General features: G+C 64.1%; 13 protein-coding genes. 8 read left to right on the top strand and 5 right to left on the bottom strand.

Annotation, left to right across the window (positions count from 1 at the left end):
• Positions 1-105: 105 nt before the first annotated feature.
• Both ACK41V_RS04320 and ACK41V_RS04315 read left to right on the top strand, forming a co-directional pair.
• Positions 106-1,383, top strand: coding sequence for a ribulose-bisphosphate carboxylase large subunit family protein (locus ACK41V_RS04320; protein WP_409778306.1), 1,278 nt, complete (start codon positions 106-108; stop codon positions 1,381-1,383).
• 7 nt (positions 1,384-1,390) lie between these two features.
• Complete coding sequence (locus ACK41V_RS04315) at positions 1,391-2,734, top strand: four-carbon acid sugar kinase family protein (protein ID WP_409778303.1); 1,344 nt, start codon at positions 1,391-1,393, stop codon at positions 2,732-2,734.
• Positions 2,735-2,856: 122 nt separating this feature from the next.
• On the opposite strand, the gene ACK41V_RS04310 is transcribed toward ACK41V_RS04315, so the two are convergent.
• Together ACK41V_RS04310 and ACK41V_RS04305 are read right to left on the bottom strand one after the other, a co-directional pair.
• On the bottom strand, positions 2,857-3,819 hold the full coding sequence (locus ACK41V_RS04310) for a DUF6929 family protein (protein WP_409778300.1): 963 nt from the start codon (positions 3,817-3,819) through the stop codon (positions 2,857-2,859).
• 282 nt (positions 3,820-4,101) lie between these two features.
• Positions 4,102-6,795, bottom strand: a complete 2,694-nt coding sequence (locus ACK41V_RS04305; RefSeq protein ID WP_409778296.1) for a beta strand repeat-containing protein — start codon at positions 6,793-6,795, stop codon at positions 4,102-4,104.
• Positions 6,796-6,918: 123 nt separating this feature from the next.
• Here ACK41V_RS04305 and ACK41V_RS04300 point away from each other — a divergent pair, with 123 nt between their 5' ends.
• Both ACK41V_RS04300 and ACK41V_RS04295 read left to right on the top strand, forming a co-directional pair.
• Entirely contained in the window at positions 6,919-7,629 is a 711-nt protein-coding gene (locus ACK41V_RS04300) for a response regulator (RefSeq protein WP_409778293.1), read from the top strand.
• Positions 7,595-9,607, top strand: coding sequence for a sensor histidine kinase (locus tag ACK41V_RS04295; protein WP_409778291.1), 2,013 nt, complete (start codon positions 7,595-7,597; stop codon positions 9,605-9,607). The genes ACK41V_RS04300 and ACK41V_RS04295 overlap by 35 nt, the downstream gene beginning before the upstream one ends.
• Before the next feature lie 165 nt (positions 9,608-9,772).
• Here ACK41V_RS04295 and lpdA read toward each other — a convergent pair whose 3' ends face one another.
• From lpdA to aceE, 3 genes are read right to left on the bottom strand one after another with little or no spacing between them, the layout of a single operon-like run.
• The gene (gene lpdA, locus ACK41V_RS04290; protein WP_409778288.1) at positions 9,773-11,635 is read right to left on the bottom strand and encodes a dihydrolipoyl dehydrogenase; all 1,863 of its coding nucleotides are present in this window, start codon (positions 11,633-11,635) and stop codon (positions 9,773-9,775) included.
• Between the two features lie 16 nt (positions 11,636-11,651).
• Positions 11,652-13,328 (bottom strand): dihydrolipoyllysine-residue acetyltransferase, encoded by a 1,677-nt coding sequence (aceF, locus tag ACK41V_RS04285; protein ID WP_409778286.1) that lies wholly within the window; start codon positions 13,326-13,328, stop codon positions 11,652-11,654.
• A gap of 17 nt (positions 13,329-13,345) precedes the next feature.
• Positions 13,346-16,069 (bottom strand): pyruvate dehydrogenase (acetyl-transferring), homodimeric type, encoded by a 2,724-nt coding sequence (gene aceE / locus ACK41V_RS04280; RefSeq protein ID WP_409778283.1) that lies wholly within the window; start codon positions 16,067-16,069, stop codon positions 13,346-13,348.
• A 167-nt stretch (positions 16,070-16,236) separates the two neighbouring features.
• Between aceE and ACK41V_RS04275 the strand changes: the two genes are divergently transcribed.
• The 4 genes from ACK41V_RS04275 to ACK41V_RS04260 all read left to right on the top strand — a co-directional run bounded on the left by ACK41V_RS04275 (position 16,237) and on the right by ACK41V_RS04260 (position 22,464).
• The gene (locus tag ACK41V_RS04275; protein WP_409778280.1) at positions 16,237-18,798 is read left to right on the top strand and encodes a PAS domain S-box protein; all 2,562 of its coding nucleotides are present in this window, start codon (positions 16,237-16,239) and stop codon (positions 18,796-18,798) included.
• Positions 18,795-19,421: a response regulator transcription factor gene (locus ACK41V_RS04270; RefSeq protein WP_409778277.1), complete on the top strand. Its 627-nt coding sequence runs from the start codon at positions 18,795-18,797 to the stop codon at positions 19,419-19,421. Before ACK41V_RS04275 ends, ACK41V_RS04270 begins: the two co-directional genes overlap by 4 nt.
• A gap of 72 nt (positions 19,422-19,493) precedes the next feature.
• A complete protein-coding gene (gene folD, locus ACK41V_RS04265) occupies positions 19,494-20,348 on the top strand; it encodes a bifunctional methylenetetrahydrofolate dehydrogenase/methenyltetrahydrofolate cyclohydrolase FolD (protein ID WP_409778275.1) in 855 nt (284 codons plus the stop codon).
• A gap of 67 nt (positions 20,349-20,415) precedes the next feature.
• Positions 20,416-22,464 carry a M3 family metallopeptidase gene (locus ACK41V_RS04260; RefSeq protein WP_409778272.1) on the top strand — a complete coding sequence of 683 codons (2,049 nt, stop codon included), beginning with the start codon at positions 20,416-20,418 and terminating at the stop codon, positions 22,462-22,464.
• The last annotated feature ends 67 nt before the right edge of the window (positions 22,465-22,531 follow it).

Here is a 22,531-nt window from a genome sequence, read left to right as displayed (position 1 = left end):
AGAGGGAGTGAAAACCATCCGAGATAGAGAAATAATCAGTCAAATTGGCCTCTAGCGCTTATCCAATAAGCGCTACCAGCTATCAAAACCGTAGTGAATACCGCCATGCCCCAAGACCGCTTCGAAGCCACCTACCTGATCGAAACCCCGCTGGACCCGGCCCACGTGGCCGAAGTGCTGGCGGGCGAACAATCGTGTGGCACCTTCACCCGGGTGGAGGGCGAGACCGATGCGCTGCGCGAACGCGCCCGCGCCACGGTCGAGTCGGTGGAGCTGCTGGACGTGGCGCCCGCGCCGTCGCTGCCCAACGGCTGGATGCAGCGGCGCGGCATGTTTGACACACCGCAGACCTGGCAGCGCGCCCGGCTGCGCGTGAGCTTTCCGTGCGACAACATCGGCCCCAACCTGCCGACACTGGCCGCCACGGTGTCGGGCAATCTGTACGACCTGGGCGAGGTCACCGGGCTGCGGCTGGAATCGATGAAACTGCCGCGCGCCTACCGCGAACAGTTTGATATGCCCCGCCACGGCATCACCGGTACCCGAGCGCTGACGGGCGTGCAGAGCCGCCCGCTGATCGGCACCATCATCAAACCCAACGTGGGCCTGTCGGCTGAGGAGACGGGTGATTTGGCCGGACGCCTCTGCGCCGCCGGGGTGGATTTCATCAAGGACGACGAGGTCTGCGCCAACCCGGTGCACGCGCCGCTGGTCGACCGCGTCAAAGCCGTGATGCGCCGTGTGCGCGCCCACCAGGACAAGACCGGCAAGCTGGTGATGGTGGCCTTCAACATCACCGACGAGACCGACGCCATGCGCCGCCACGCCGACCTGATTGCGGCCGAGGGTGGCAGCTGCGTGATGGTCAGCCTGAACTGGTGCGGCTACTCGGCCGTGCAAACCCTGCGCCGCCACAGCCCGCTGGCGCTACACGGCCACCGCAACGGCTACGGCGCGCTGTCGCGCCACCCGCTGCTGGGCTTTTCTTTCAACGCCTGGCAGACGCTGTGGCGCCTGGCGGGCGTGGACCACATGCACGTGCACGGCCTGCAAGGCAAGTTCTCGCAGACCGATGAAGAAGTCATCGAGTCGGCCCACGACACCCTGGCCCCGCTGTGCGAAGGCCTGGACGACCGCGTGCTGCCCGCGTTCTCTAACGGCCAGTGGGCCGGCACCGTGCCCGCAACGTGGGACAGCATTCACACCACCGACCTGCTGTTCATGTCCGGCGGCGGCATCCTGGCCCACCCCGATGGCGCCGCCGCAGGCGTGGCCAGCCTGCAGCAGGCCTGGGACGCAGTGCAGAAGGGCGAAACCCTGGCCGAGCGTGCGGCACACGCCCCCGAGCTGCGCCGGGCCATCGAGTTCTTCGGCAAGAAGTAAGTAACCCATGACATTTACCGCCCCCCGGTACGGCTGGTACGGCGACGACTTCACCGGCGCCACCGACACGCTGGCCGTGTTGGCCCAGGCGGGCCTGCGCTCGATGCTGTTCATGGGCGTACCCAGCGCCGATGCCCTGGCAGCGGCCGGGCCGCTGGACGCGGTGGGCATTGCCGGCGCCGCGCGCGCCATGCCGCCAGAGGCCATGCGGGCCGAGATGTCCGCTGTAGGCCGCTTCTTTGAAAAATTGGCACCGCCGGTGCTGCACTACAAGGTGTGCTCCACGTTCGACAGCGCTCCGCATGTCGGCAACATTGCTTGCGGCATTCGGACCCTGCACCCGTTTGTGGACAACCGCTGGGTGCCCATCGTGGGCGGGCAACCCAGCCTGGGGCGTTATTGCGCGTTCAGCAACCTGTTCGCGGCCGCAGGCACCGGCGGCGCAGTGCACCGCATCGACCGCCACCCGACCATGCGCCAGCACCCGGTCACGCCCATGGGCGAAGCCGATCTTCGGCTTCATCTGGCGCGCCAGGGGCTGGATGGCATCACCGCCCTGCACTACCCGCTGTACGACACCAACGCCAACCCCAGTACCGATGCGTTGGACGCTGCACTGCAGGATCTGCTGGACAACGATGGCGCATCCCAAACCATCGCGCCCACCTTGCTGGACCTGACCACGCCGGATCAGCTGGTCATCGTGGGCCGCTTGCTGTGGCTGCAGGCACAGAGGGCCCGGCTGCTGGCCGTGGGTTCCAGTGCGGTGGCCCAGGCCCTGGTGGCCCACTGGGCGAAATCCACACACCCGACAGCGCCCCCGTTGACGCGGGCCGATGGCCCGGTCTTCGCGTGGGCGGGAAGCCTGTCGCCCCTGACCGCAGCCCAGGTGCAAGCCGCCACGGCTTACCAGCACATCCCCGTGGACGCTCAGCGGCTTGGCAATGACGCAGCGTATGCGCAGACCGTGCTGGACGCCATCTGCACCGGCCTGCAACAAGGCCAGCATGTGCTGGCCTACACCGGTCCCACCGACGGCACGACCGCCCACATCACTTCCGCCGAGCAGGTGGCCCAGGCCAGCGCCAAGCTGGTGGCCCGCGTGGTGCAAGCCCAAGCGGAGCACGGCACGCCGCTGCGGCGTATTGGTGTCGCCGGCGGCGACACCTCCAGCCACGTCGTGCAGGCCCTGCAACTGTGGGGGCTGTCGTACCAAACGATGCTCTGCCCCGGCGTTACCCTGAGCCGCGCGCATAGCCAGGACCGTGCTCGTGACGGGCTGGAGCTGATGCTCAAAGGTGGGCAGATGGGCGGGACAGATCTTTTTGCCAGGTTGCTGGGAGAGGGCTGAAGCCGCAAGGCCGACCGCGGCGCTATACGGTCGCCTCCCAGCGCGAGAGCTTGCGATTGGGCGGGGTTTGCGTGACTCACGCCTGCGCCGCCCTCCATCGCCCTCCATCGCCCTCCATCGCCTCAAGTCCAATATTGCAGGGGGATGCGGCAGGCCAGCAGCTGCGAGGCCACGGCCCGGTCGTCGGGGTCGGTCACCATGGTCACGAGCCAGTCGTTGCCCTCGCGCTGCACCGCAATCCCCTCGACCTTGGGCGCGCCGTAAAGGTGCGCAAGGCGGCGCACGTTTCCGTCCGCAGTCACAACCCCCAGGGCAGACGCAACACAGGCCCCGTCTGCCACACTGTCACGAGTGTCCTCAGCCACCGCGCTGAACATCCAATCGCCGCCCTCCAGCGGCACGCCATCGGTCAGGCTCAGCGCCACACCGTCGACGGAGCCCAGGTCGAGCACCTGCAGGTTTTTGATCTCCGGCGGTTGCGCCTGCAGCCCCGCCAGCCAAGGCGCAATACCGCTCCAGTCGTACCGGATGCAGGCGCTGCGCGCGTCGCTTTGGTTGCCGCGGTGCAGCAGGTGCAAATGGCCATCGGCCACCCAGGCACCCTCGATATTCAGATCGGCGAAGCGCTTGCGCAGCGGCGCATACAAGCGGGACAGCGACACGATGGCCGTGCGTCCGCTGAGACGACCCGGGCCGGCCAACCCCAGCAGCACAGCGGTCTCCCTGTTGGTAGTGGAGCCTGAACCCAAGGCCAGCAGCGCCCCCGCCGGACAGCCAGGCAAGGCCGGCAAGCGGGCCAGGGTTTCAAAGTCGGGTTTCGCCTTTTTGCGCGGCGCTGCCTCTGGGGGCAAATCGCCTTCCAGCAACCGGACCAGGTCCCCAGGGCCAGGCGCCGCGCCGGCTGCAACGGTGTCTTCGAACACGCCCAGGTGCAGCTCATCGTCTGCCACGACATACAGCGTTGGGCCGGAGCGCACCAGACCACTGGCCGCACTGAGGTGCTGCCGCCCCTGCGGGTGCTGGGCGGGGTCTATGTGCAAGTGGCCAATGCACTGGGGATGAAAACTGGATGAGACCGAGGGCATAGGAAGACCGGCACAGTACCCGCAATGATGGGGAAGGAGGCGGCGTGGCGCGTTATGAACTTGGCAGTATCCACTGCCTAGTCTGCCGCCCCAACGCCCACGGGCGCCAAACGGTCTTGAGAGCTTGCCCGCATCGCGCACAGCGGCCGGTGCTGCGGTACGACTACTTGGTCTTTCCGCTGGATTGTAAGAAACCGGGCATGGCAGGAGTAGAGGGTCTAAGCAAAATTGACCGCCAGGCCATGTGCAATGGCGGTTGTACGCTATTGATTGAGTAGCACACTAATAAACATAGACGGCACCCGAGCTGGTCGCGCCATTGTTGGCCTGGTCGCCACCGATGCCCGTGGCGCTGCTGTCTTCCGCCAGCGCGCCCACCGCCAGCGCGCTGCCGTCGGCCGATAGCGCCACGCTGGAGCCGAACATGTCGGTAGCGGCGGTGTTGCTGGCTTTGAGGTAGGCCCGCTGGCTCCAGGTGGCGCCCGACCGTGTGAACAAGTACGCCGCGCCGGATTGGAGCGTGCTGTTGTCCGACTGGGCGCCGCCAATGCCGGCGGCGTTGCTGCTTTCGCCCACGGCCCCCACCGCCAGCGTATTGCCGTCGGACGACAGCGAGACGGAGGTGCCGAACAGGTCACCCGCCTGCGAATTGCTGGATTTGATGTATTCCTGCTGGGTCCACACGGCTGCGCTGCGGGCGAAGACGTAGACCGCGCCCGAAGCGTTGGCGGAAGTATTGTTCTGGGCGCCGCCAATACCCACGGCATTGCTGCCTTCACCGTTGGCACCCACCGCCAGCGTGCTGCCGTCGAAAGACAAGACGAGCGAGACGCCGAACGCCTGGCCCTGCCAGGCGTTGCTGGCCTTGATGTAGGCCTGTTGGCTCCAGACGGTGCCGGTGCGCGTGAACAGGTAGACAGCACCGGCGTCCATTCTCGAATTGCTGGCTTGGTCGCCGCCGATGCCGGTGGCGTTGCTGTCTTCGTTAAGCGCACTGACCGCCAGCGTGTTCCCATCGCCGGACAGCGCGACGGAATGCCCGAAGTTGTCGTTCGCCTCCGTGTTGCTGGCCTTGACGTAGGCCTGATGGCTCCACAGCGTGCCCACACGGGTGAAGACGTGGGCTGCGCCCGCGCCGGGGGTAAAGCTTCCTGGCAAGACGGGGTTGACCCCGGTAATCCCCCTGGGATCATTGATGGCGCCTGCCGCCAGGGTGTTGCCGTCGGCAGACAGTGTGACGGACCAGCCAAGGTAGGAGCTGTAGCCTGCGTTGCCGGACTTGAGGTAGGCCTGCTGGCCCCAGGTCGTTCCGCTGCGCGTGAAGACGTAGACGGCGCCGGCGTCTGTGTTCGGCGAACCAACATTCCCCTCACCGACGTTGACAACGTTGGACAAGCCGTCTTCCAGATAGGCCCCGACCGCCAGGGTGTTGCCGTCTGAAGACAGGGCGATGGCGTAGCCGAACTGATCGTTCGCAAAAGTGCTCACGGCGGGCTTGACGTACGCCTGCTGACTCCAGACCGTACCGTTGCGCGTGAAGACATAGACCGCGCCCGCGCCGGCAAATGAGTTGTCGGCCTGGCTGCCGTCGATCCCGGTGGCATTGCTGGACTCGCCGGGCGCCCCCACCGCGAGCGTGCTGCCGTCGGCGGACAGGGCCACGGCGTTGCCAAACAGGTCATTCGCCCCGGTGTTGGAAGCCTTGAAGTAGCCGATGGCCTGGGTCAGGTTGGGCGTCAATGCCGCGGTCAAAGCGCTGCAGCCGCTGGTATTGCAGGCCTGCACGCGGTACTGGGCATTGAGCCGGGTGTGCAACAGGCCGCTGACGGTATGGGCATAGGCCGCAGCGCTGAGCGTGCCGCCGATCTGGCTGCTGGCCAGGGGCCCGGCACCGTCCGGGTCCTCAAACAGCTTGTAGCTGACGGCACCGCCGCCTGCGGGCGCGGTCACCGTGTCCCAACTGAGGCTAAAAATCTTGATGCCGTAGGCCATGGCCAGGTTGGCCGGAACGCCGGGCACGGGCACAGGCACCGGTGGCGGCACGACCACGATGGCCGTGCAATTGACCGCGATGTCGCGTACATCCGCCAGGGCCGTGCCCGCACCATTGACCATGCTGCAGCTCTGGCCGGCGCTTTGGTCAAAGACGCTGACGGTATAACCCGCACCGTGCAGCACGGGCTGGGCAAAGGCAAACGCACCATTGCCAGAGACCGTGGTGCTGTCGCCGTTGGCGCTGTTGCGCAGAACCACCACGCCAGCATTGCCGCTGACGCTGCCACCCAGTGTGTAGGCGCTGTTGGCGCAAGAGACGCTGATGGCAGCGCCAACACTTTGGCCGACCACGCCCTGGCCATTGGCCACCGTGCAGGCCTGGCCTGTCGGGGGTGTCTTGACTGTGACCGTATACGTGCCGGTGATGCCCTGCGGGAACTGGAAGCTGCCGTCGGCGTGGACCACGGCCTCCTGCGTGCTGCCGTTGGCGCTGAGTTGCAACACCAGGGTCTTGCCGGCCCCCAGGCCGGTGACTCTGCCGGTGACGGGTTTGGCCTCGGGGGCAGCAATCGTGTCCTGGCAAGTCACGCTGATGGTGTTGACATCTGCAGATGCCGTGCCAGTGCCGTTGGCCACAGTGCAGGTCTGGGCCAGTGGCTGCACCAACACCCGCAGGTTGTACGCGGTGCCCGCGGGCAGTCGCAAGGCATAGGCGCCGTTGGCGCTCAGGGCCGCGCTTTGAACGGTGGCACCTGCCGCATCCACATGGGCCAGCGTGACGTTCTTGCCTGCGCCCAGTCCGGCCAGCAAGCCGCCGACGTTGTAGGTGGTGGTCGCTGGGGGCGTGGTTGGGTTGTCGTCGCCGCCGCTGCCACCACCGCAGGCACTCAGCAGCGCCAAAGAAACGCACAGCGTGACGATACGAAGCGGACGGAGCCAGCGAAACAGACACGGGGTGCAAGGGTGGTGGATGGCTGGCATGTGCAGGTCTTCATCGATTGAAAAGTTCTGCCGGATGCTACGGACCCGTCGCGTTTTCGTCTGTCCTCAGAACGGATGACAAAGTCGGCCATGTTGCACGTGTGCCCATAATCGCAACACGCCATGAACGCCCCCCCACCCTCTTTTCCCACAACCTGGCCCCAGCAGCTGCGGGTCGGTGTGGTCGAGGACGATCCGCAAAGCCGCGAAACCTTGCTGGAGGTGGTCCGCGCTGAACCCGACCTCTCTCTTGTGCTGGTGGCCAGCAGCCGATGCGAGGCGCTGGCGCTGTTGCCCTTGCATGCCATGGACGTGCTGGTGTGTGACCTGGGGCTGCCCGATGGCAGCGGTCTGGATGTGATTCGCGCGACCCGGGCACAATGGCCCGCATGCAGCATCCTGGTCAGCACCCTCTTTGGCGACGACGCACATGTATTGCGCTCAATCGAGGCCGGGGCCATGGGTTACCTGCTCAAGGACGGCGCTTTCGACGAGATGGCACAGGAGATTCGCAACATACACGCTGGGGGCAGCCCGATCAGCCCCATGGTGGCGCGCAAGATCCTGGCGCGTGCAGCCAGCGTGCCACTGCCGACCGAGCCAGCGCTCCACTCGCCCAACGCGACCGGTGCCACCGTGGCGCTTTCGGCACGTGAGCAGCAGGTACTTAAGCTGGTGAGCAAGGGTTTCAGCACCGACGAGGTAGCGCAGGCACTGGGTGTCTCGCGCACCACCGTGCGCACGTTCGTGCGGCGGATTTATGCCAAGCTGGAAGTGAACAACCGCGCCGAGGCCATCCATGAAGCGCACCGCAAGGGCTTGTTGGCGAACTAGCCTGTTCGGCTGGGTGCTGCTGGCCGTGGCGCAGACTGCGGCCGCGCAAGAGCCCGCGACCCATCTCACGCAGGCCTTTTTCTACATTGAAGCTGACGCCGGTTGGGACGCACCGGTGCGCGTACCTGCCGCGGTGGAGCACCAAGTCGATGCCGCCGCCGTGGCGCTACCCCATGTGCGGCCGCGTGCATTGGCGTCCAGCAGCGACACGCAGGCCGCGCCGCCCGAGGTGGCCTGGTACCGGTTGACGGTGCCGCCCGGCGCAAGCACCCCACAGGCGCTGCACGATGCGCTCTTTCTATACCTGCCGCGCTGGCAGACCATCGGCACGGTGGCGGTCTATGCGGATAGTCAACTGGCCTGGCGCACCGGTGGCAACCGGGTCTGGAATTCGTTCAACCGGCCCCTGTGGGTGCCGCTGGCCCAAGACCCCAGAGAGCAGGTGCCCACCGTGGTGTGGATCCGCATGGCGAGCCAGCAGGGTGTGGGCGGTGCGCTGTCCAGCGCCTGGATCGGAACCGGTGACGCGCTCCTGTGGCGCTGGCGCCTGCGCAGCTGGTTGCAGACCGACCTGGTCTCGCTCACGACGGGTGCGTACTCCGTCATTGGGCTTTTCGCGCTGGCGGTCTGGTGTGTGCGGCGGCGTGAACCCCTCTATGCCCTGTTCTTCCTCGCATCGGTGGCGCATGCCATGCGGGCGGCGCACTATGTGATGGGTGAGCCGCCGCCTATGCTGCCGGACGCCTGGTTCGGCTGGATGACAGTCAACGCCGTGTCGTGGACGCAGATGTGTGTGTTTGCCTTCGCCTTCCGGGTGCATGGCAAACGCATGCCGCGGCTGGCGTTGGCCATCGTGACCCTGGTCTTGCTGGGCACGCTGGTGACACTGCCCTTGCCAGCGCTCACGCCACACCTGTCCACCATGCTGCCGGCCGTGTACATCGCCGCCGGACTGATGACAGTGGTGATCGCCGGCTCAGGCCTGTGGGCATCGTGGAAGCGCCGGTCGCGCGAGGGCCTGGCCCTGTTTGCTTTCTTCTCGCTCAATGTGCCGGTGGGCGTGCACGATCTGGCGTTGCAGAACTACCGCATCGACATCGAGCGCATTTACCTGGGCCCTTACACCGCGATCGGGCTGTTTGTGATCTTCCTGGTGATCGTCTGGCGCCGCTACATGGGCGCGATCCGTGGGATGGAAACGCTCAACACCAGCCTGGAGGCGCGCTTGACGGCGCGCGAACGCGAGCTCACCGACAGCCACGAACAACTGCGCCAGCTGGAGCGCCAGCAGACGCTGGCCGCGGAACGCCAACGCATGATGCAGGACATGCACGATGGCATTGGCTCGTCGCTGACCAGTGCGCTGCGCATGGTCGAGCGCGGCCAGGCCAGCAGCGCCGACACGGCACTGGTGCTCAAGGACTGCATTGACGACCTGAAGCTGGCGCTGGATTCTCTGGACCCGGCCGATGCGGACCTGCTGGCGCTGCTGGCGGCGGTGCGGTTTCGCCTCACACCGCGGCTCAAAGCGGCTGGCATCACCTTGACCTGGAGCGTGCAGGATGTGCCGGCTTTGCCCTGGCTGGATGCGCAGAACGCACTGCATGTGCTGCGCATCGTGCAGGAGGTGCTAACCAACATCCTGAAGCACAGCCACGCCACGGAGATCGATCTGGCAACGTCGCTCGAAGGCGAGGAAGTGCTGGTGCGTTTGCGTGACGACGGCGCCGCGTTTACGCCCGCCGCGTCGCTGCCGCAGTCGCAGGTTGGCAAGGGGCTTGCCCATGTGCGCAACCGCACCCTAGCCCTGGGTGCACGGTGCCAGTGGGAAACCTGGGAAGGCGGTGGCGGGTTTTGTTTGTGGTTGCCGCTACAGCGGTCGCTGCCGGCCTCTGACCCAACCCATCAAGAAAACAGGCTGCAAGCTCCCGTCGGACAAACCCAAAGCGCTACCGAAGGCATGGCACTTGGCGGGTGACGGCGAATTGGCGCTGTCAGCCACAGTAATTCACGCCGGGCCACACAGCATCCGTGTACAGCCGATTGCGACCCGACAACACGCGCAACGCACACCCAACAGCCGACAGAAAAAAGCCTGAACCGTTGCCAGTTCGGGCTTGTGTGTTCTGAACTTCAGCGCTGGTTACTTGCGTGCCGGGGGAACGTCCGTGCAGGACCCATGCGCAATCTCCGCCGCCATGCCGATGCTTTCGCCCAGCGTGGGGTGCGGGTGGATGGTCTTGCCGATGTCCACGGCGTCGGCGCCCATCTCGATGGCCAGCGCGATCTCGCCAATCATGTCGCCGGCATGCGTGCCCACCATGCCGCCGCCCAGGATCTTGCCGTGGCCATGCGCCTCGGGTGAGTCGTCGAACAGCAGCTTGGTGACGCCTTCGTCGCGGCCGTTGGCGATGGCACGGCCGGAGGCCGTCCAGGGGAACAGGCCCTTCTTGACCTTGATGCCTTGCGCCTTGGCCTGGTCTTCGGTCAGGCCGACCCATGCCACTTCGGGGTCGGTGTAGGCGACGCTCGGGATCACGCGGGCGTTGAAGGCGGCGGCGGCCAGCTCCTTGTTGCCCTGCAATTCACCGGCAATCACTTCTGCCGCCACGTGCGCTTCATGCACCGCCTTGTGCGCCAGCATGGGCTGGCCCACGATGTCGCCGATGGCGAAGATGTGCGACACGTTGGTGCGCATCTGGATGTCAACGTTGATGAAGCCACGGTCGGTGACGGCGACGCCAGCTTTTTCGGCGGCGATCTTCTTGCCATTGGGCGTACGGCCCACGGCCTGCAAGACCAAGTCGTACACCTGGGGTGCGGGAGCGGTAACGCCCTCTTCCGCTGCGGCGAACGTGACCTTGATGCCTTCAGGTGTGGCATCGGCGCCGACGGTCTTCGTCTTCAACATGATGTTGTCGAAACGCTTGGCATTCATCTTCTGCCAGATCTTGACGAGGTCGCGGTCGGCGCCCTGCATCAAGCCATCCATCATCTCAACCACATCGAGGCGCGCGCCCAGCGTGCTGTACACCGTGCCCATTTCGAGGCCGATGATGCCGCCGCCCAGGATGAGCATGCGCTTGGGGACTTCCTTGAGCGCCAGGGCACCGGTGGAGTCGACCACGCGTGGATCGTCGGGCATGAACGGCAAGCGCACGGCCTGGCTGCCGGCGGCGATGATGGCGTTCTTGAAGGCGATGACCTTCTTGGTGCCTGTCTTCTCCTGCGCGGTGCCGGTGGTTTCTTCCACTTCGAGGTGGTTGGCACCGACGAAGGCACCGTAGCCGCGCACGGTGGTCACCTTGCGCATCTTGGCCATGGCGGCCAGGCCACCGGTCAACTTGCCGATGACTTTTTCCTTGTGGCCGCGCAGCTTGTCGATGTTGAGCGCGGGCGCTCCGTAGTCCACGCCCAGGTCGGCCATGTGGCTGACTTCGTCCATGACGGCGGCCACGTGCAGCAGCGCCTTGGACGGGATGCAGCCCACGTTCAGGCACACGCCGCCCAGGGTGGCGTAGCGTTCGACGATGACGACCTTGAGACCCAGGTCGGCCGCGCGAAAGGCGGCGCTGTAGCCGCCAGGGCCGCCGCCGAGCACGAGCACGTCGCAGTCCAGATCGGCAGTACCTGCAAAGCTTGACGCTACTAAATTGATAGCTGCTTGCGCTTGTGGCGTAAGCGCTGGTGGCTGTTTTGACTCAGAAACTGCAGGTGCGGCAGCCGATGCAGGCGCTGGTACAGCGGTGGGTGCCGCCGCTGCAGCGCCCTCCACTTCCAGCGTCAGCACCACCGAGCCTTCGGCGATGTTGTCGCCAAGCTTCACTTTCAGCTCTTTGACCACGCCAGCGTGGCTGGAGGGGATCTCCATGGAGGCCTTGTCGGACTCCACGGTGACCAGGCTTTGTTCGGCCTTGATGGTGTCGCCGGGTTTGACCAGCACTTCGATGATGGCCACTTCGGCGAAGTCGCCGATGTCGGGCACCTTGATGTCGATGATTGCCATGTGTTTTGCCCTTCCGTTACATCACGATGCGGCGGAAGTCCGCCAGCAGCGAGGCAAAGTACACGTTGAAGCGTGCGGCAGAGGCGCCGTCGATCACGCGGTGGTCCCAGCTGAGCGACAGGGGCAGCATGAGGCGGGGCGCGAACTGCTTGCCGTCCCACTTGGGTTCGATGCTGCTCTTGCACACGCCCATGATGGCGACTTCGGGGGCGTTGATGATGGGCGTGAAATAACGCCCGCCAATGCCGCCCAGCGAGCTGATGGAGAAGCAGCCGCCGGTCATGTCGGCCGGGCCCAGCTTGCCGTCACGCGCCTTCTTGGCCAAATCGCCCATCTCTTGCGAGATCTGAACGATGCCCTTCTGGTCGGCATCGCGGATGACGGGCACAACGAGGCCGTTGGGTGTGTCGGCCGCAAAGCCGATGTGGAAGTATTGCTTGAGCACCAACTGGTCGCCGTCGAGCGAGCTGTTGAACTCGGGGAACTTCTTGAGCGCGGCCACGGCGGCCTTGATCATGAAGGCGAGCATGGTGACCTTGACGCCACCCTTCTCGTTCTCTTTGTTGAACTGCACGCGGAAGGCTTCGAGGTCGGTGATGTCCGCGTCGTCGTGGTTGGTGACGTGCGGGATGACGACCCAGTTGCGGTGCAGGTTGGCACCGCTGATCTTCTTGATGCGCGAGAGGTCCTTGCGCTCGACGGGGCCGAACTTGGTGAAGTCGACCTTGGGCCAGGGCAGCAGGTCGAGGCCCACGCCAGAGCCGCTGGACGCTGCAGGTGCCTTGGCGGCCTGCGCCTTGGTTTGCGCGGCGCCCGCCATCACCTGCTTGGTGAAGCTCTGCACGTCGTCTTGCGTGATGCGGCCCTTGGGGCCACTGCCCTTGACTTCGTCGATGGGCACACCCAGCTCGCGGGCGAACTTGCGCACCGAGGGTGATGCGTGCGGCAAGCCCGCCGTGGGCGTGCCCGGCTGGTGGGCGGGCACGGAGGCCGAGGCGGTGGCCGGTGCAGCAGCTGCAGCAGCGGGTGCTGGGGTGGCTGCGGGCGCTGGCGCAGCGGCTGCCGGAGCCGCAGGGGTGGGTGCCGGTGCCGCTGCCGGAGCCGCAGCAGCGCTGCCTTCCAGCATGGCCACCAAGTCGCCGATGTTGACGGTGTCGCCGATCTTGACTTTCAGTTCCTTGACCACACCAGCGGCGGGCGACGGGATCTCCATGGAGGCCTTGTCAGATTCGACGGTGAAGAGCGACTGTTCGAGCTTGATGGTGTCGCCGACCTTGACCAGCAGCTCAATGACGGCAACGTCCTTGAAGTCGCCAATGTCGGGTACACGCACTTCTACCGGGCCTGCAGCTGCAGGGGCTGCGGCCGGAGCTGGCACGGCTGCAGCCGCCGGGGCGGGTGCAGCCGCCACAGGCGCTGGTGCAGGCCCAGCGGCGGGAGCAGCAGCGCCCGAGTCAGCGGCTTCCACCACCGCAATCACCGAGCCTTGCTTGACCTTGTCGCCAATGGCGATCTTGAGTTCCTTCACCACGCCTGCGTGGCTGGACGGAATCTCCATCGATGCCTTGTCCGATTCGACGGTGATGAGCGACTGCTCGGCCTTCACGGTGTCGCCCACCTTGACCAGCAGCTCGATCACGCCCACTTCGTCGAAATCCCCGATGTCCGGGACTTGAATGTTGACCAATGCCATTGTTGTCTCCGTTCGGTTCACGCGTACAGCGGGTTGATCTTGTCAGCCTGGATGTTGTACTTGGCAATCGCCTCGGCCACCTTGGTGGCGGGCAGCACGCCGTCTTCGCTCAGCGCCTTGAGGGCCGCCACCACGATGTAGTGGCGGTTGATCTCGAAGTGTTCGCGCAGCTTGCTGCGGAAGTCGCTGCGGCCAAAGCCGTCGGTGCCAAGCACCTTGTAGGTGCGGCCCTTGGGGATGAAGGGGCGGATCTGCTCGGCATAGGCCTTCATGTAGTCGGTGGACGCGACCACCGGGCCTTGTGATGCAGACAGTTGCTGCGTGACAAACGACACCTTCGCTTCTTCGGTCGGGTGCAGCAGGCTCCAGCGCTCGGCGTTCTGGCCGTCGCGGGTCAGTTCGTTGAAGCTTGGGCAGCTCCACACCGAAGCGGCTACGCCCCAGTCCTTTTCAAGCAGCTCTTGTGCAAAGAACGATTCGCGCAGGATGGTGCCGCTGCCCAGCAATTGCACGGTGGGCGCATCCTTGGGCAGTGCGGGCGCTTGTTTGCACAGGTACATGCCCTTGATGATCTGCTCTTCGGTGCCGGGCTGCAGGCCAGGCATGGGGTAGTTTTCGTTCAGCAGCGTCAGGTAGTAGAAGACGTTTTCCTGGCGCTCGACCATGCGCTTCATGCCGTCGTGCATGATCACCGCGACTTCGTGGGCGAAGGTGGGGTCGTAGCTGACGCAGTTGGGGATGGTGTTGGCCAGGATGTGGCTGTGACCGTCTTCGTGCTGCAGGCCTTCGCCGTTGAGCGTGGTGCGGCCCGAGGTGCCTCCCAGCAAGAATCCACGAGCCTGCATGTCGCCCGCCGCCCAAGCCAGGTCGCCAATGCGCTGGAAACCGAACATCGAGTAATACACGTAGAACGGGATCATGATCCGGTTGTTGGTGCTGTACGACGTGGCCGCCGCGATCCAGCTGCTCATGCCACCGGCTTCGTTGATGCCCTCTTGCAGGATCTGGCCCGCCTTGTCCTCCTTGTAGTACATGACCTGGTCTTTATCGACCGGGGTGTACTGCTGGCCTGCGGGGTTGTAGATGCCGATCTGGCGGAACAGGCCTTCCATGCCGAAAGTGCGGGCCTCGTCCACCAAGATGGGGACCACGCGCGGGCCCAGGGCCTGGTCGCGCAGCAGCTGCGTGAGAAAGCGCACATAGGCTTGCGTGGTCGAGATTTCGCGGCCTTCGGGCGTGGGCTCGGTGATGGCCTTGAAGGTCTCCAGCGCGGGCACGGTGAAGCTCTCTTCAGCCTTGACGCGGCGCTTGGGCAGGTAGCCGCCGAGGGCTTTGCGGCGCTCGTGCAGGTACTTCATTTCAGGCGTGTCGTCGGCCGGCTTGTAGAACGGCAGCTCGGCGAGTTGGCTGTCCGGGATCGGGATGTTGAAACGGTCGCGGAAGGCCTTGATGTCTTCGTCGCTGAGCTTCTTGGTCTGGTGGACGGTGTTCTTGGCCTCGCCAATCTTGCCCATGCCAAAACCCTTGACGGTCTTGATCAGCAGGACGGAAGGCTGGCCGCCGTGGTTCTGCGCGGCATGGAACGCGGCATAAACCTTTTGCGAATCATGGCCGCCACGCTGCAGGTTCCAGATCTCGTCGTCGGTCATGTGCTCTACCATCTTCAGGGTGCGCGGGTCGCGGCCGAAGAAGTTCTTGCGCACATAGGCACCGTCATTGGCCTTCATGGCCTGGTAGTCACCATCATTGGTGTCCATCATGAGCTTGCGCAGCGCGCCGTCGTGGTCCTTGGCCAGGAGCGCGTCCCAGCCCTTGCCCCAGATCAGCTTGATGACGTTCCAGCCAGAGCCGCGGAACTCGCCTTCCAGCTCCTGGATGATCTTGCCGTTGCCGCGCACGGGGCCGTCCAGGCGCTGCAGGTTGCAGTTGATGACGAAGACCAAGTTGTCGAGCTTTTCGCGCGCGGCCAAGCCAATGGCGCCCAGGGATTCGACTTCGTCCATCTCACCGTCGCCGCAGAACACCCAGACCTTGCGGTTTTCGGTGTTGGCGATGCCACGGGCGTGCAGGTACTTGAGGAAACGCGCCTGGTAGATGGCCATCAGCGGGCCCAGGCCCATCGACACGGTGGGGAACTGCCAGAACTCGGGCATGAGCTTGGGGTGCGGGTAGCTCGACAAGCCCTTGCCGTCCACTTCCTGGCGGAAGTTGAGCAATTGGTCTTCTGTCAGGCGGCCTTCGAGGTAGGCGCGGGCATAAATGCCGGGCGACACGTGGCCCTGGATGTACAGCAGGTCACCGCCATGGTTTTCGCTCTCGGCATGCCAGAAGTGGTTGAAGCCCGCGCCAAACATGCTGGCCAACGAGGCAAAAGAGCCGATGTGACCGCCCAAGTCACCGCCTTCGGGCGGGTGGTGGCGGTTGGCCTTGACGACCATCGCCATGGCGTTCCAGCGCATGTAGGCGCGCAGGCGTTGTTCGATTTCGAGGTTGCCGGGGCTGCGTGCCTCCTGGCCGGGCTCGATGGTGTTGACGTAGCCGGTGTTGGCGGAGAACGGCATGTCCACGCTGTTCTGGCGTGCGTGCTCCAGCAATTGTTCCAACAGGAAATGGGCGCGCTCAGCACCCTCTTTGTCGATGACTGCGCTCAGCGCATCCATCCACTCTCGGGTTTCCTGCTGGTCGGTGTCGGTAGCGGGCGCGTTGCCGTTTCCGGCCTGAGGGTCGGGCTGAGCTGACATGCTTTGTCTCCTGTAGGTGTGGCAGCAATTTAGTACGTTGGCTCTAGTTTCGCATATTTTTCTTTAATTTCAAATGGTGCCTATGCATTTCATATTGCAAGAAATTGCTGCAAATGCACATAAACCAAAAGGCGAAATTCCGAACAGCGCTCCCCTACACTCTCGGGATGGATTCGCTCCCCCCCGCATCGCCCGCCAGCACGCTGATCGTGGCAGCCCCTATTCGCTGGTGGCGTAAGTGGTGGCGCGGCTTGTCGCCCACTCGGCAAGACCGTTTTGCGGCTCTGGCGCCGCTGGCTGCGGTGCTGATGTTTCTGGCCGCCATCGTGGCGGCGTTCTGGTATTTGCGCGCCGAAGAGGCAGAGCGCGAACAAGAAGCCCTACGCCGCGACGTGGAATACGCCCAGCAACGTGTGCGGCTTCGGCTGCTGGAACGGCAAGAACAGCTCATGCGCATTGCGCGTGACCTCTCCAATCAGGAGCTGGAACGCGCAGACTTTGTGAGCCGCGCCGAAACGCTGATCAGCCAGTATCCAGAGCTGCAAGCGATTACCTGGATCGACGAGCGTCGCCGCATCCGCGCCAGCCACGCAGCGCCCACCCTGGCCAGCAGCGAGCTGCGCATTGCGGGCGAAGTCCTCAAGCCCGGCGACACCGCCGACACCTTTGGCCTGGCGCGCGACCTGCAGCAGCCGGTGTACGCACAGCCCACCGCCACTTCGGGTGATTCCGCCCCTTTGTTGCAATTGCAGGTGCCGCTGAACAACCAAGGCAAGTTCAGCGGCGTGGTACTGGGCGAATACTCCATCGACAGCCTGCTGCGCTACGGCACGCCGACTGAAGTGCTGGCGCGCTACGCGGTCACTTTGCTGGATGGCAAAAACCAGGTGCTGGCCGGCACGCCCCTGGGGCCCCGCAATACCGCCACGCAATTGCTGCCGTGGAACCCGCGCGCCAACGAATACGAAGTGCCGGTGTCGCCCGTGGGCAATGGCCTGGTGCTGAAGGCGCAGGCCTACCGCACCTCGCTCGGCGTGGTGGGCAGTGGCCTTTTCTGGCTGGTGGGCACCTTGAGCGCCATGACCGCCTGGATGCTGATTGCCACCTGGCGCCACACGCGCCGCCGCATGCAGGCCCAACAAGCGCTGGTGGCCGAAACCAACTTTCGCCGCGCCATGGAAAACTCCATCCTCACTGGCATGCGCGCGCTGGACATGGAAGGCCGCATCACCTATGTGAATGCCGCGTTCTGCCAGATGACGGGCTGGAGCGATGGTGAGCTGGTGGGTTTGAAGGCGCCCTTCCCCTATTGGCCCGATTCCGACCATGAAGCGCTGCACGCCAAGCTGCGCGACGAGTTGAGCGGCAAAACCATTGCGGGCGGCTTTCAGGTTCGGGTTCGGCGCAAAAGCGGGACGCTGTTTGACGCGCGTCTCTATGTATCGCCCCTGATCGACGCGCACGGCCAGCAAACGGGCTGGATGACCTCGATGACCGACATCACCGAGCCCAACCGCATCCGCGAGCAGCTATCGGCGTCGCACGAGCGTTTCACTATCGTGCTGGAGTCGCTGGACGCCTCGGTGTCCGTGGCGCCCCTGGGCAGCGAAGAGCTGCTGTTTGCCAACAAGTTGTACCGCCAGTGGTTCGGATCACAAACCGGCGGCCACCTGCAACTGGTGGCGCAGGCGGGGGTGGTGCCGATTGCTGGCACCGACCATACCGGCATGGACGATGAAGACGGCCTGATGGGCCTGCCCACAGACCCGCTGACCAGCGCGCGCACCGAAAACGCCGAAATCTATTTACCCGACCTGGGCAAGTGGCTGGAAGTGCGATCACGCTACCTGAACTGGGTGGACGGACGACTGGCCCAGATGGTGATCGCCACCGACATCACCCCGCGCCGCCAGGCCGAAGAACTGGCCTCGCGCCAGGCAGAACGAGCCCAGTCTGTCAGCCGCCTGATCACCATGGGCGAGATGGCGTCGAGCGTGGCGCACGAGCTGAACCAGCCGCTGACCGCCATTAACAATTACTGCAGCGGCATGGTGTCCCGCATCCAGAGCGGGCAACTGACCGAAGAAGCGCTGCTGACGGCCCTGCAAAAAACGGCGCACCAAGCGCAGCGCGCGGGACAGATCATCCAGCGCATCCGCGCCTTCGTGAAGAAAAGCGAGCCCAACCGCACGCTGGCAGATGTGCCATCGATGGTGAACGAGGCGGTCGAACTGGCCGACATCGAACTGCGCCGCCATAACGTGCGCCTGACCCATTACGTGGCGGCACGCCTGCCCCCCGTGATGGCGGACACCATTCTGATCGAGCAGGTGTTGGTGAATCTGATGAAAAACGGGGCGGAAGCCATTCAGCACGCCAACCGCCCCGCTGCGGGCCGGAGCGTGGAGCTGCGTGTGGTGCCCAAACACATCGAAGACCGCGAAGTCGTGGAGTTCTCGGTGCAGGACACTGGCAAGGGCCTGGCGCCCGAGGTGCTTGAACGCTTGTTCGAAGCGTTTTTCTCGACCAAGGAAGAAGGCATGGGCATGGGCCTGAACCTGTGCCGCAGCATCGTCGAGTCGCACCTGGGCCGAATGCAGGCGGAGAACCTCTACAATGGATCAGAGGTCACAGGCTGCAGGTTCTCCTTCTGGCTGCCGCTCGCCAAGCCTGCTGATGCCACTACAAATTCTGTAGCAAACGAAAAAAACCCAAGGACAATTGCATGAGCTTGATTCCGAAAAAAGGCACTGTTTACGTCGTAGACGACGACGAGGCAGTCCGCGATTCCCTGCAGTGGCTACTGGAAGGCAAGGACTACCGGGTACGTTGCTTTGATTCGGCCGAGACGTTTTTGTCGCGTTACGACCCCCGCGAAGTGGCTTGTCTGATCGTGGACATCCGCATGGGCGGCATGACCGGGCTGGAGCTGCAGGACCGCCTGATCGAACGCAAGTCTCCCTTGCCCATCGTGTTCATCACGGGCCACGGCGATGTGCCCATGGCCGTGAACACCATGAAAAAAGGCGCGCTTGATTTCATTCAGAAACCGTTTGACGAGGAAGAACTGGTCGGGCTGGTCGAGCGCATGCTGGACCATGCCCGCGAGGCTTTTGCAGGCTTTCAGCAAGCCGCCAGCCGCGATGCGCTGCTGTCCAAGCTCACGAGCCGCGAAGCGCAGGTGCTTGAACGCATCGTGGCAGGCCGCCTGAACAAGCAGATTGCCGACGATCTTGGGATCAGCATCAAAACGGTCGAGGCGCACCGCGCCAACATCATGGAAAAGCTGAACGCCAACACCGTGGCCGACCTGCTGAAGATCGCCCTAGGCCAGAACGCCCCCAAGGCTTAATGCTCATTTTTTGATAGCTACTAGCGCTTATCAGTAAAGCGCTAGAGGCCAATTTGACCAATATTTTCTGATATGACCGCCCAACTGATTGATGGCAACGCCCTCTCCCGCCAACTGCGCAGCGAGATCGCGCAACGCGCTGCCGCACTCACGGCCCGTGGCCACCAGCCTGGTTTGGCCGTGATCCTGGTGGGCGAAGACCCTGCCTCGGCGGTGTATGTGCGCAACAAGGTCAAGGCCTGCGAAGACAGCGGCGTGCGGTCCATTTTTGAGAAGTACGACGCCGATCTGAGCGAGGACGCGTTGCTGGCGCGCATTGCCGCGCTCAACGTCGACGCCAGCGTGCACGGCATCCTGGTGCAGATGCCTTTGCCCAAACACATCGACCCGCACAAGGTGATCGAAGCCATCGCTACCGCCAAGGACGTGGACGGGTATTCGGTGTTGTCTGCGGGTGAACTGATGGCAGGGCTGGACGGCTTTCGGCCCTGCACGCCTTACGGCAGCATGAAGCTGATCGAATCCACCGGTCAATCCATCAAGGGCAAGCATGCCGTGGTCATTGGCCGCAGCAACACCGTGGGCAAACCCATGGCCCTGCTGCTGCTGCAGGCCAACGCCACCGTCACCGTCACCCATAGCGGCACACCCGACCTCGGGTACCACACCCGCCAAGCGGACATCGTCGTGGCCGCAGTGGGCCGCGCCAACACACTGACCGCCGACATGGTCAAACCGGGCGCTATCGTCATTGACGTGGGCATCAACCGCAAGGCGGACGGCAAGCTGTGTGGCGACGTGGACTTTGACGGCGTCAAGGAAGTCGCGGGCTGGATCACCCCCGTGCCTGGCGGGGTTGGCCCCATGACCATTACCATGCTGCTGGTGAACACCATCGAAGCCGCCGAGCGTGCCGCCGGGCGCTGAAAACATCTCGTCGATGTCGGCTGCTTTGCAACTTGAACCCGCGCCAGTTGGCGCCATCTAAATTCGCATGAGCAACGCCCTTCTCGACTTCTCCGACCTCCCCCACTTCGACCGCATCACGCCGCCAGACGTAGCTCCGGCCATCGATGTCCTGCTGGAGCGCGCCAACGCGGCGCTGGAGACCGTCACCGCGCCCGACTTTCCGGCCCGCTGGGAAGCCATCGCCAAGGTGCTGGACGTGGCCACGGAACAATTGGGTACCGCCTGGGGCGCCATCAGTCATCTCAATAGCGTGGCGGACACGCCCGAGCTGCGTGCCGCCTACAACGCCGCCTTGCCCCGTGTCACAGAGTTCTGGACACGCCTGGGCGCAGATGAACGCCTGTATGCCAAGTACAAGGCCATTGACTCTGCCTCGCTGTCGGCAGAGCAACGCCAGGCCCATCTGAATGCCGTGCGTAACTTTGTGCTCAGCGGTGCAGAACTGACCGGCACCGCGAAAGAGCGCTTCGCCCAAATCCAGGAGCGCCAGGCCGAGCTGAGCCAAAAATTCAGCGAAAACGCGCTGGATGCGACCGACGCCTACGCCTACTACGCAACCCAAGACGAGCTTGCTGGCGTGCCTGCTGATGTCCAGCAGACCGCACTGGCCGCCGCGCACGCCGAAGGCAAGGCGGGCTATAAGCTCACGCTCAAGATGCCGTGTTATTTGCCGGTGATGCAGTTCGCAACCCGCAGCGATCTGCGCGAAAAACTGTACCGCGCCTACGTGACCCGCGCATCGGACCAAGCCGAAGGCGATGCGCGCAAGTTCGACAACTCAGCGTTGATCGGCGAAATTCTGGCGCTGCGCCGTGAAGAAGCCCAATTGCTCGGTTACGCGAACTTTGGCGAAGTATCGGTCGTGCCCAAGATGGCGAAATCGCCCGCCGAAGTCACGGGTTTCCTGCGTGACTTGGCCCGCCGCGCCAAGCCCTATGCCGAAAAAGACGTGGCCGATTTGCGCAAATTTGCCGCAGAGCACCTGTCCCTCACCGAACCCCAGGCGTGGGACTGGCCTTTTATCTCCGAGAAGCTCAAGGAAGCGCGTTACGCCTTCAGTGAGCAGGAGGTGAAGAAATACTTCACAGCACCCAAGGTGCTGGCCGGGCTGTTCAAGATCATTGAAACGCTGTTTGAGGTGTCCATCCGCCGCGACACCGCGCCCGTGTGGAATGCCGCGGTGGAGTTTTACCGCATCGAGCGCCAGGGCCAATTGGTGGGCCAGTTTTACCTGGACCAGCCCGCACGCACGGGCAAGCGCGGCGGCGCCTGGATGGACGATGTGCGCGCGCGCTGGCAGCGCCCTGACACCGGCATTCTGCAAACCCCGGTGGCCCATTTGGTCTGCAACTTCGCCGAAGGCGTGGACGGCAATCCGCCTTTGCTGACACACGACGATGTGATCACCCTCTTCCACGAATTTGGCCATGGCCTGCACCACATGCTGACGCAGGTGAACGAGCGCGATGTGTCTGGCATCAGCGGCGTGGAGTGGGATGCGGTCGAACTGCCTAGCCAGTTCATGGAGAATTTTTGCTGGGAATGGGATGTGCTCAAGCACATGACTGCCCATGTCGAAACCGGTGCGCCACTGCCCCGCGAACTCTTCGACAAGATGATCGCAGCCAAGAATTTCCAGAGTGGCATGCAGACTTTGCGCCAGATCGAGTTTTCGCTGTTCGACATGCTTTTGCACACCGATCACGACCCCGCCCAAGACTTCATGCCGTTGCTCAACCAAGTGCGCAGTGAAGTGTCGGTGCTTTCGCCGCCCGCGTTCAGCCGCACGGCCCATACCTTCAGCCACATTTTTGCAGGCGGGTATGCAGCAGGGTATTACAGCTATAAATGGGCGGAAGTGTTGAGCGCGGACGCCTATGCGGCTTTTGAAGAAACCGCAGGCAGCGATGGCCTCCCCAGTACCGAGACAGGTCGGCGCTACCGCGAAGCCATCTTGGAAGCGGGAGGCAGCCGCCCCGCCATGGAGTCTTTCAAAGCGTTTCGCGGACGTGAACCCAGCCTGGACGCGCTGTTGCGCCACCAGGGCATGGCTGAAGAAGTGTCAAGCGTTTAAAGAATCACCGGCGGTGAGACTGCGCGTTGCGCAGTGCCCGACAACACCGTACTTTGTACTGAAGTGA

The sequence above is a fragment of the Acidovorax sp. genome (assembly GCF_046291265.1).
In the GTDB taxonomy this organism is placed as follows: domain Bacteria; phylum Pseudomonadota; class Gammaproteobacteria; order Burkholderiales; family Burkholderiaceae_C; genus Acidovorax.
Note: the sequence above shows the minus strand (reverse complement) of the source record. Positions and strands in the feature narration are given on the sequence as shown.